This window comes from Microcystis sp. Msp_OC_L_20101000_S702 (assembly GCF_007095705.1).
Classification (GTDB): Bacteria; Cyanobacteriota; Cyanobacteriia; order Cyanobacteriales; family Microcystaceae; genus Microcystis; species Microcystis ichthyoblabe_A.
In genome coordinates this window covers 20883-30726 of sequence record NZ_SFBO01000228.1, presented here as the reverse complement: position 1 = coordinate 30726, position 9844 = coordinate 20883, and the positions used below count along the sequence as shown (strand labels likewise).

Genomic DNA, 9844 nt, shown 5'->3' with positions numbered 1-9844 from the left:
TCGCAAATCTTCGGCATCGCTTTCTCCAACAAACGTTGGTTACACTTCTTCATGCTCTTTGTCCCCGTGACTGGTTTATGGATGAGTGCTGTGGGTGTAGTGGGATTAGCGCTTAATCTCCGGGCCTATGACTTCGTTTCTCAGGAATTGAGAGCGGCGGAAGACCCAGAATTTGAAACCTTCTACACTAAAAATATTCTGCTTAACGAAGGTCTGAGAGCTTGGATGGCTCCCCAAGACCAACCCCACGAAAACTTTATCTTCCCTGAAGAAGTATTACCTCGCGGTAACGCTCTCTAAAGATGGCAAGAAAATTTACCGAATAGGGGGAAGGGTGAAGTTAAATCACCCTTCTTTTTTGTTGATTAAGGCACTTCAAGCACTACTACTCATTTTCTTGATACCCCTGTAAGATAAACTAGAGAATTTCTTGGAGATAAAAACAATGTTTCGCCAAATTTTATTATCTAGTCTCGGTTTGTTGCTAATTTATCCCCTAGGGAGCGAGCCAGCAGCGGCCAGAACCATGAGAATTAATTGTGAAAGTCAAAGCGGTCGCACTACTCGCTGTCCTGTGAACGCTAGATGGGCCCAAGTCAGATTAATCCGCACTCGCTCCGCTGCTCCCTGTGAGGGTAATTGGGATTTCGAAAACGGCAATATTGTGGTGAGAAATGGTTGTCGGGGCGAGTTTGAGGTACGCACCGACAACCATCACGGTAATTCTGGTGGCGGTTGGGAAGATAATCTTTACAAAGAATTTCGCCTCCCCAATATCGGTCGTTTTGTCGTCGATCGCCGCAGTTATTATGATAGTGGCAGAATTAGAGAATTTGATGCGATCGTTAATGGCAGTCGCGAACGTTGGTGGGTTAATTGTCGTGGCGGCGAACTCGGCAGCGGTAGTCGTCGCATCCGCTCATCCCGGGAAATCGATCGAGTAGTGGACTTTGTTTGTGAGGATCGGGGTTAAATATAGAAACCAAAAACCTATCTAAAACCTTTTGAAGTTACTCATTTATATAGCTAGATAGCTAAAATGAGTAACTTTTACTGAAGATAGATTTTAAGAACGTTATCAGGTAAGCTAAGACCCACTTTAACCGCCTATTTTTAGATTACCTGAATCTCTCCCAATCTCTTGACTTGCCTCGAACAGTGGCTTGAGAAAACTAAAATCCTTAAGATAACTGCTGTAAGAAACCCGTTTTCTTGATCTGCTGCTAGAATTCAAGTAGATTGGAGGAAAATATATGGAGCTGGCAAACACCTTAGATGCTCTAATGCTCAAAACTATCATCAAGGAAAGCGTCCGCGAAGTTATGCGGGAAGAATGGTTTAAATTCTTCGAGATGCTGATTCCCTATGTTGATGATATAGAACAAGCTGACATAGAAGCAAACTTTAATCCTGTTGATTACAAAGACGACGGCTTCGTTGATATTACAGACTGGTTTAATCGTGAAGATCAGGATCAGTAGATCAGCCAATAAATTTTTGGAGAAACTAGATGCCAATAGCCGAAAATCTGTTTTGACTAAAATTAGTATTCTCAAAACCTGCCTTGAAACTCAAAACGTTTATCCCCCTGAAGAACTTGATATCAAAAAACTCAAAGGTGAGTTGAAAGGATTCTCCAGAATTCGTGTTGGCAAAATGCGAGTTATTTTTGAAATCGGCAAGGAGACAGACGAAATCTTTATTTATGAGATTAACTTTAGAGGCAATATTTACGATTAATTAAGCGATTGGCAACGTTCGGATTTACCAATTATTTTCGATACTTCTTTCCGTAGCTATCTAACTTTCATGAGTTAATTTAGCAAATACTGCTTCTTCTTCGTCAGCAAAGTATCCAGCTTCGACTGGGGCCACTGCTTTCTTAATTTTCTCGCCAGCAGCCAGAATAATCACCCGCTCTGGACGATTACTAGACTTCTGGCATAATTAACTTTTGAGAGTTCAAAAATGGGAAAAATAGGGATGAAGTTACCTAAAATCTCTTTATGCCTAGTTCTCCTGACTACTGACTACTGGCTCCTTACTCCTCTCTCTGAGGTTTACTGGTCACTGATTACTGATTAGAGAATACCCGCATTAGAAAGACCGAGAACCAGTCCCGCACCGAGAATATGGCCAAAACTCATGGTAGCCAATAATTCTGGCAGACCGAAGCTTTTTTTCGAGGCTAACTGCGGTAAGGGTAAAGCAGGGCCGGCCCCGGTATTTTGGATGGCAAAATAACCGATAACGAAGGCTACTAGGTTAGCTAAGGTCATGGTAATCCCGACGGATAAATTCCAGGGAATGGTTTGAGCAGTGGCTAAAAGTAAGGTGGAAGGGATCATTGGCACTCCAGTCTTGATAAGATTTTGTTAATCACAGGGAATTATAAAAAGCTCTTGACCCGAAACTGCTTTTTGTTTGAATACTTAACAGTTTTTGTAACGTTTTGTGAATAAGATTAAATGCGAATTAAAATTTGCGGCATTACCCAACCAGACCAAGGACAAGCGATCGCTAATTTAGGAGCTACGGCCTTAGGTTTTATCCTCGTACCAAGTTCGCCTCGTTACGTCAAAATCGAGCAAATTAACGCTATTATCGCCGCTATACCCGACAAAATTGATTTTATCGGGGTTTTTGCCGACGAGCAACCGGAAATTATTCAGCAAATAATTTTTAAAACCCCCTTGACAAGCGTGCAGTTACATGGTATAGAATCTCCCGAATATTGCCAAAGGCTGCGGCAATTATTACCCGACCGGGAAATTATCAAGGCTTTGCGGATCAAAGACAGAGAAAGTTGGGAAAAGTCGGCAATTTACTTCAATAGCGTCGATACTTTACTTTTAGATGCCTACCATCCCCAATTACTCGGCGGTACGGGACATACCTTAGACTGGCAAGCCTTAGCCAGTTTTTCGCCCCCCTTGCCCTGGTTTCTCGCCGGAGGACTCAACCCCGATAATATTGGTGAAGCTTTAACCAGGCTGCACCCCCAGGGTATTGATGTGTCTAGCGGCGTTGAGCGATCGCCTGGTGATAAAGATCTCAAAAAAGTCGCCCTCTTGCTAGAGCGACTGCAAAAAATCAGTGATCAGTGATCAGTTAGAAGGTTTTGGGTGTTGGGGTTTTAGTTGAATTCCCCCATTTCCCCATTGCCCTGACTAGAAGAAATTAGGTTTATGACGGATCAGGTTAAGATACTCCTCGCGGGTTTTCTGCTCGTCTTGGAAGACTCCTAACATGGCACTGGTGACAGTCCAAGATCCCGGTTTCTGCACCCCGCGCATCACCATGCACATATGGGTTGCTTCCATGACTACCGCAACCCCTTGGGGGTCGAGAATTTCTTGAATCGCTTCGGCAATCTGACGGGTGAGGCGCTCTTGGACCTGTAAACGACGGGAATACATTTCCACAATGCGGGCCAATTTACTTAATCCGACCACCTTTTGGTTAGGAATATAGGCAACGTGGGCCCGACCCATGAAGGGTAACATATGATGTTCACAGAGACTAAAGAAGTCAATATCGCGCACTAATACCATCTCATTATGACCTTCATCGAAAATCGCACCATTAACGAGGGTTTCTAGGGATTGTTGATAGCCCTGGGTGAGAAACTGCATCGCTTCGGCCACCCGTTTGGGGGTTTTTAATAAACCTTCTCTTTCGGGATCTTCCCCCACCGAGATCAGGATATTTCTGACCGCATCCATCATCTGTTCTTTGTTTTCGTCGCAAGTCGGATGAATTTGGGCGGTTTTGCCATTGTGGGTGTTGCGATCGGGGCGAGTGGTCACGCGTGCTTGGATAGCGTCGGTTAGATTACCGTTTAAACCGTTAGAAGAAGCTATGGTCATAATGAGGATGCCTGTAGGCGAATTGATTGATAAATAGAAGTATTTCGGGTTATAATGCCCCCGCACTGGGCATAATGGTCATCGTTTCCACTACGGCCTGTTTGGGCAGTAACACCGCTTGCAGAATGGCCTGAGCGATGATATCCGGGGTTAACATGGCCGAGCGATCGAAATCTGCTTTGACGCTATCGCTGTCCCAGATGGGAGTATTGACAGCCCCGGGGGTGATAATCGTGACACGAATGGCGTTGGCCCGCTCCTCGATCGCTAAAATGCGAGAAAATGCCACTAATCCAGCTTTGCTGACACTATAGGCCCCCCAATCAGGAAAAAAATTATCGGCGGCGATCGAGGAAACGTTAATGATCGTGCCTCCTCCCTGTTGACGCATAGCAGGTAAAATCCCCTGCACACACTGGTAAACACTGGTTAAATTCAGGTCGATCACCCGCTGCCAGTCTGACAAAGGTGTGTCAGCTAAGGGATTTGTGTAACCCATGCCAGCATTATTGATCAGGATATCGATCGGTCCGGATTCTTGGGCGATTTTAGCGATCCTAGTAGCTACTTCCGGGATATCTGCCAAATCTAAGGGGTAAGCTTGGGCTGATACGCCTAAATCTGCCGCCATTGCCGCCACGGTTGCCAATTTTTGCTGATCGCGACCGATTAAAACCAGATTAATTCCCGCCTTGGCGAAAGCGAGGGCGGTTTCTTTGCCGATGCCGCTACTGGCTCCGGTGATCAGCGCTCGCTGTTGACGAATAACAGAGTTCATGGTATAGTTTGAAATCTCTTAATTCTTGGTAGTTAGGGCAAAATTTTGGCGGTTAGGGGGACCCTAGAAAGGTTTAAGGGAGTTGGGTTAGATCGGAGCAATTTTTCTCGTACCAAAATTGCTGCGGCCCACCCGGGCGGGGGGAAGCATTGACTATCGGGTAGGTTCAAGATTAAGAATCGTTACAAAATTTTACCTAGCCAATTATAGCACTGTTAAGTCAGGGATCACTAATCTTTGTGTATATTTAGATATCTAACCAGCGAGGGAAAAAAGCGGACTGGTTGGCAAGAATTGTTGAGGCTGCCTTGAAACTCCCTCCCCCCGCGCTGAAAACTACTCACCGGAGGAGATGGCAGCGGTGGGTTGAGTGCGATTGACAATCACCACTCGATCGCCGACAACGGGACTTCTAGCGAGGAGAATTCCTTCATTATCCTTCATTTCCAAGCGGCGAAAATCGAGACTTTGGCAACGTTGAAAAACCGAATTAGCCAATTTATCCTGTTGTGATGCCTCGAGACTATACCAATTATCGCCCAAAATAACTACTAGACGACTAGCCAAAAAGTCCGCTTCTATAGTAGAAATAATCCCGACGGGATAACGAGTAGTTAAATCGGTAATTTCCTCTTGAATAGCTGCGACTAAACTTTGTTCGGGAGTTAATCGTGGTTTTGCTTTAATAATCGGGACGGGAATCGGTGCCTCTGGTGCGGTTAATTCTGGGGGAGTTTCGATAATTTCCCCGGCTGCCGGTGGGGGACTAGAGACAACTTCGGGCATATTTTCGGCAATTTCCGCCGGATTTTTCGGTAAACTGATCACGGCTACTAAGAGGATAGTGACTAAACTTCCTGTTAACAAGCCGGTGATTAACCAATCGGGAATTTTTTCGCTAATTCCTGCCGGTAAAAGTCGGCGAATTTTGTTCAAAATTGCCGTCCACCAACCTTCCACCTGCTCGAAATCTGGTAAAATATCGTCGATTCCCTCGGCTGCTTCGATGGGAGAATCTGGGGTTAAACTTTGCTCAACTCCGGCGAATTCGTCTGGTTTTAAAGCAGCGGCTAACTGTTGCGTTGAGTTAAGAAGATTATCAATAGCAACTTTTGGGGGTAACACTATCCCCGTTCCCGTGTTAAGTTGGGAAACGATCGAATTTAACTGCTCGATCGCCTCTTGTAGTCGGATCACCGTTTCTGCTTGGCTGAAATTCTCTCGCTCATTTGGTTGAGTCATAATCTTTCTTAACTCGCTGCCATTCTTTTTCAAAATATCATTCTATGCGTCGTTTTCTCGGTTTTTTAACCAGTATTTTCCTTGTCTTCCTAACTGCTTGTGGTAGTGTCACTCCCCCCCAAGAATTTGCCCCCCCTGGAGAAATCGTCACCAAAGCCCTTTTATTACAATTTCGTCACACATCCGATCGCCTTAGTCAATCTTTACAGATCGATGAGCCGTCGGTAAAAATTGCTAAAATTAATGTCACCAGTCTGGAACCGATTTATGTGGGTAATTTGCCCGCTTATCACTTGCAGGGAGATTACGATCTAACTCTACAATTGCCCCATCAAAAAGATACCAAACAACACAACAATTTTGATCTTTATTTACAAAGACAGATCGAGGGGAAAACTTGGCGTTTACTCGAAGAAGTTGCCTCCCAATGGCGCAGCTATTTAGTGAGATAAGCGGAAAAAGCCCGGGGATTTTGCTAAGTAGCTGGTTATAATCAAATTGAAGATAGATTTTGGGTTCGATCCCCCCTGCCCCCCTTGATAAGGGGGGTGCCGATAGGCGGGGGGATCTACCCTTGATAAGGGGGGTGCCGATAGGCGGGGGGATCTACCTTAGCAATGACAATCCTCAAAGGGAAAATTTAGCGATCATGATTACCTGTCCTCGTTGTCAGCACAAGGTCGATAGTCAAGCCTTACAATGTCCCTACTGTGCTAATATTTTAAAGGCTTATGGTCATCCCGGCATGACCCTACATCAAGCTGTCACTGGCGAGTTTTTGTGTGAGACTTGTCTGTATCATGGCGATGATAGCTGTAATTTTCCCCAACGTCCCTACGCTACCAGCTGCACTTTATACAAAAATAGCCAAATAATAGCCGAAAAAATTCCTCCTCTCCCTCTTCCTAGGGTTTTTAAAAATTGGTGTCTCAGAAATAAGGGATTATTGCTATTATTAACCATGATTTTGGGCAGTATTACTTTGGCTTTTATAAACTCACGTCGTTAATTTTTTTGCTGGCGATCGAGCCTTGATATGAATCTAGATCGAACCAGAAAGTTGTGCCAATTCCCACTTCACTAATCAAATGAATTTGACTATAGTGTTTTTCGATAATATTTTTGACGATCGATAATCCTAATCCCGTCCCTTCTAGGGTATGAACGCGATTTTCTACCCGATAGAAGCGATCAAATATAGCAATTTGATCCTCGGCATCGATGCCAATACCAGTATCGGATACTTCCACGCGAATTTTGAGAGTTTCTTGGGGATTATCTTTGCTGATTTTATAGGCACGAATCACCACTTTACCGCCAGCAGGAGTAAATTTTAGGGAGTTACCGACTAGATTAGTTAATACCTGTAAGAGTAGATCATAATGACCTAAAATTGGCAGTAAATTGGCTTCAATGTCCGAGCTTAATTCTAGTCCTTTATCCCTAGCATTGAGTTGATAAGTCCTCAGGGTTTGTTCGATTAATTGTCCGATATCGAGCGCATCTAAGTTATAGTTACGCGAGGATTCTAATCGAGAAAGATCGAGAACATCATTAACCAAACGAGTTAAGCGATCGGTTTCATGATTAGCGGTTTCTAAAAACTCTCTTTTTTCTGTATCGCTGAGATCCTCACCAAATTCTGTCAGGGTTTCAATAAAAGATTTGATGTTAAATAAAGGGGTTCTTAACTCATGGGAAACATTGCTGATAAATTGACTTTTTGCCTCATTTAATTCTGTTTCTCTGGTGATATCCTGTAGCGTCATAGCAATTCCCCGGACATTCTCCCGATACTGATCGAATACCTGAGTTAACAAAATGCGAATTGTGCAGGGTTTCGGGTGAGTTAAAGACAATCTAAATTCCGCCGGGGAATAGTTATTATTTTCCTGATAAATAACAGCATTTTTCTGATTTTGATTAGCGGATTCTTCTGGTTGGAGGGTTTCTCCCGCCGCAATTTGATAGAGAGGTTTAGTTAGTTTAACCGTTAACTCCGAAGGAAAAAGATGTAGAACATTTTTACCGATAATTTCCTGATCTTCCCAGCCAAATATTTCCCGAGCTGCGGGATTAATCAATAATAATTGAAAGTTAGTATCTAAGAGAATTGCTCCATCAGCAATAGTGGACATTAACGTATCTAGTTTGGCTTTTTCGGCGGTCATTTCTTCGATATTTTGTTCCTCGTATCGTTCTAACTTTTCCGCCATTTCATTAAAACTGAGAATTAATTCCCCTAACTCTCCTCCTAGTGGTAAATCAACGCGCTGCTTAAAATTTCCCGCTGCAATATTTTTGACCCCGACTAATAACTCCTTGATTGGTTTGGTGATAGTTAAAGCATTAAAAACTGCCCCGAGAATCACCATGGCCCAAATCGAGACAAAAACGGCAATAGTAACATCACGGGTTAGATTAGAAGAAGCCACCACAATAGCGTTAGGATTGATCCCGATCGCCAATACTCCCAAATATTTGCCCTCATGATTCAAGGGAACAAAGACATCGGTTACTTCACCGTCGGGGGTTTTGTGCTGACGGATGAGAGGAGTTTCCCCATTTTCGCCATAATTTTCCGGTAATTGAATGCGACGCTCGATCGTCAGGGAATTTTTAACTTCGGCGGTAGAATAGGGAATACCGAAAAATATTTCACCCTCCTCGTTAGCGTAGATCAAATAACGCACACTGGAGGTACTACTATAAAAACGGGCTGAAAAACGGGCTAAATCGGTTAAATTGTCCTCAGCAATCAGAGGGGACACATTAGCGGCTAATAACAGCCCTAAATCCCTGCCAAAACGGGTATCATTGAGACGCACATCCTGCTGGATCGTGTTAACCGCCCAAAAGGTTAAACCACTCATCAACAAAGAAACGGCTAAAGTAGCCGCAGCCATTAATTTAGTTTGGAGAGTGAATTCGGACCACCAACGGGCGATCGCTTTTCGGAGAATGGGCAGAAAATTAAACACGGTTAGGCAGCATTAATCGGTGTTCTTAAGGAGTCTATCGCTCAAATCGCGGGTTAATATGATCATCTTAACTCATTATTAAGCTGGTAGCCGTTAAACCAGCACTAATCAAAGCCTAAGTCTCCGAGAAAGTTAAGAAATGCCCAAAAGCGCCAATAGTTCTAATTTTAGCTACCCCCGGTACTTCTGTGGTGTAAATACTGAACACACCTAAATTTTGCCGTTGACTAGAGGTTTCGATCGCTGGTTTTAAGATTTGATTTTTGATCACATTTCTGGCTGCCACCGGCAAAGAATCGATCGAGTCACAGAGACTGATTTTCTCGCAGGCGATTTTGTCGGCATGAGCGAGAAGTTTTTCGGCGGCGTATTCGCTGTAAAGTTCTTGGGGGGGATTGGTAAATCCCATAATCCCCGCTATTACCCCCAGGGCGATCGCTCCCTTGAAGAAATTACCCCCCATAGCTACTTAGCTCCTTGATTTTGTCTTCTCACTCTAATTTTGACAAGACATTTTCGATCTGGCTAGGGGGCAGTGTTAATTTCTTAAACCAATACCGGGTGCATAGCACTCTAGTACATTTCCCGTGAGACTGCAACTAACTAACAGATAATCACAGTGAGAACAGGCGGTGCTAACGAGATGGTGTTCTAAAATATGCTGTCTTTCGGCAAAATTTCCACAATTAGGACAGCGCACTTGTTGCAGGGTGATCATAGCAAACCTCATTAATTAGTTATCTTTTGTATATAAAGCTAGTTTTTCTTGATCCCAATCGGTTTAAGCCTATTTTTTCCTTGATCCCCATTATGAACTCGATCATCTGATCTGGCTAGTAATTTTTACTAAACTTTGCAATTTTTCTTGAAAAATTTAATAATTTCTTCCTAGGGTTTTTTACCGTGATCAGATATGTGTCGGTAATTTTGGCGAAGAGAAAGCCGGAAAGTAAACTCTTAAACTGCTAATCCCT

13 protein-coding genes and 1 pseudogene are annotated in these 9844 nt (G+C 43.7%); 7 read left to right on the top strand and 7 right to left on the bottom strand.

The annotated features are described in order from the left end of the window. The 4 genes and pseudogenes from EWV60_RS22730 to EWV60_RS22715 all read left to right on the top strand — a co-directional run. A pseudogene (locus EWV60_RS22730) lies at window positions 1–300 on the top strand (photosystem II D2 protein (photosystem q(a) protein)); the annotation flags it as partial. A gap of 145 nt (window positions 301–445) precedes the next feature. Then, complete coding sequence (locus EWV60_RS22725; protein ID WP_287234995.1) at window positions 446–973, top strand: DUF3011 domain-containing protein; 528 nt, start codon at window positions 446–448, stop codon at window positions 971–973. 280 nt (window positions 974–1253) lie between these two features. Continuing rightward, complete coding sequence (locus EWV60_RS22720; RefSeq protein ID WP_104395689.1) at window positions 1254–1481, top strand: hypothetical protein; 228 nt, start codon at window positions 1254–1256, stop codon at window positions 1479–1481. After that, window positions 1462–1740 carry a type II toxin-antitoxin system RelE family toxin gene (locus EWV60_RS22715; protein WP_271935460.1) on the top strand — a complete coding sequence of 93 codons (279 nt, stop codon included), beginning with the start codon at window positions 1462–1464 and terminating at the stop codon, window positions 1738–1740. The genes EWV60_RS22720 and EWV60_RS22715 overlap by 20 nt, the downstream gene beginning before the upstream one ends. A 341-nt stretch (window positions 1741–2081) precedes the next feature. On the opposite strand, the gene psaK is transcribed toward EWV60_RS22715, so the two are convergent. Next, the gene (psaK, locus tag EWV60_RS22710) at window positions 2082–2348 is read right to left on the bottom strand and encodes a photosystem I reaction center subunit PsaK (protein WP_002736399.1); all 267 of its coding nucleotides are present in this window, start codon (window positions 2346–2348) and stop codon (window positions 2082–2084) included. A 120-nt stretch (window positions 2349–2468) separates the two neighbouring features. Here psaK and EWV60_RS22705 point away from each other — a divergent pair, with 120 nt between their 5' ends. Then, complete coding sequence (locus EWV60_RS22705) at window positions 2469–3107, top strand: phosphoribosylanthranilate isomerase (RefSeq protein WP_287234991.1); 639 nt, start codon at window positions 2469–2471, stop codon at window positions 3105–3107. A 63-nt stretch (window positions 3108–3170) separates the two neighbouring features. Here the strand turns inward: EWV60_RS22705 and folE are convergent, their stop codons facing one another. From folE to EWV60_RS22690, 3 genes are all read right to left on the bottom strand, one after another. Next, the gene (gene folE / locus EWV60_RS22700) at window positions 3171–3869 is read right to left on the bottom strand and encodes a GTP cyclohydrolase I FolE (protein WP_002751379.1); all 699 of its coding nucleotides are present in this window, start codon (window positions 3867–3869) and stop codon (window positions 3171–3173) included. Between the two features lie 49 nt (window positions 3870–3918). After that, window positions 3919–4647, bottom strand: coding sequence for an SDR family oxidoreductase (locus EWV60_RS22695; protein WP_287234990.1), 729 nt, complete (start codon window positions 4645–4647; stop codon window positions 3919–3921). A gap of 336 nt (window positions 4648–4983) precedes the next feature. After that, a complete protein-coding gene (locus tag EWV60_RS22690) occupies window positions 4984–5889 on the bottom strand; it encodes a hypothetical protein (RefSeq protein WP_287234988.1) in 906 nt (301 codons plus the stop codon). Between the two features lie 44 nt (window positions 5890–5933). On the opposite strand from EWV60_RS22690, the gene EWV60_RS22685 reads away from it, so the two are divergent. Next, window positions 5934–6341 (top strand): hypothetical protein, encoded by a 408-nt coding sequence (locus tag EWV60_RS22685; RefSeq protein WP_287234986.1) that lies wholly within the window; start codon window positions 5934–5936, stop codon window positions 6339–6341. A gap of 197 nt (window positions 6342–6538) precedes the next feature. Further along, window positions 6539–6898, top strand: a complete 360-nt coding sequence (locus tag EWV60_RS22680; protein ID WP_002742007.1) for a hypothetical protein — start codon at window positions 6539–6541, stop codon at window positions 6896–6898. On the opposite strand, the gene nblS is transcribed toward EWV60_RS22680, so the two are convergent. The 3 genes from nblS to EWV60_RS22665 form a co-directional block, all read right to left on the bottom strand. Beyond that, the gene (gene nblS / locus EWV60_RS22675) at window positions 6879–8870 is read right to left on the bottom strand and encodes a two-component system sensor histidine kinase NblS (RefSeq protein ID WP_130758310.1); all 1992 of its coding nucleotides are present in this window, start codon (window positions 8868–8870) and stop codon (window positions 6879–6881) included. The genes EWV60_RS22680 and nblS overlap by 20 nt on opposite strands. Before the next feature lie 115 nt (window positions 8871–8985). Next, window positions 8986–9333 (bottom strand): DUF4359 domain-containing protein, encoded by a 348-nt coding sequence (locus tag EWV60_RS22670; protein ID WP_002737573.1) that lies wholly within the window; start codon window positions 9331–9333, stop codon window positions 8986–8988. Window positions 9334–9408: 75 nt separating this feature from the next. After that, window positions 9409–9588: a hypothetical protein gene (locus EWV60_RS22665; RefSeq protein ID WP_002738058.1), complete on the bottom strand. Its 180-nt coding sequence runs from the start codon at window positions 9586–9588 to the stop codon at window positions 9409–9411. Window positions 9589–9844: the final 256 nt, after the last annotated feature.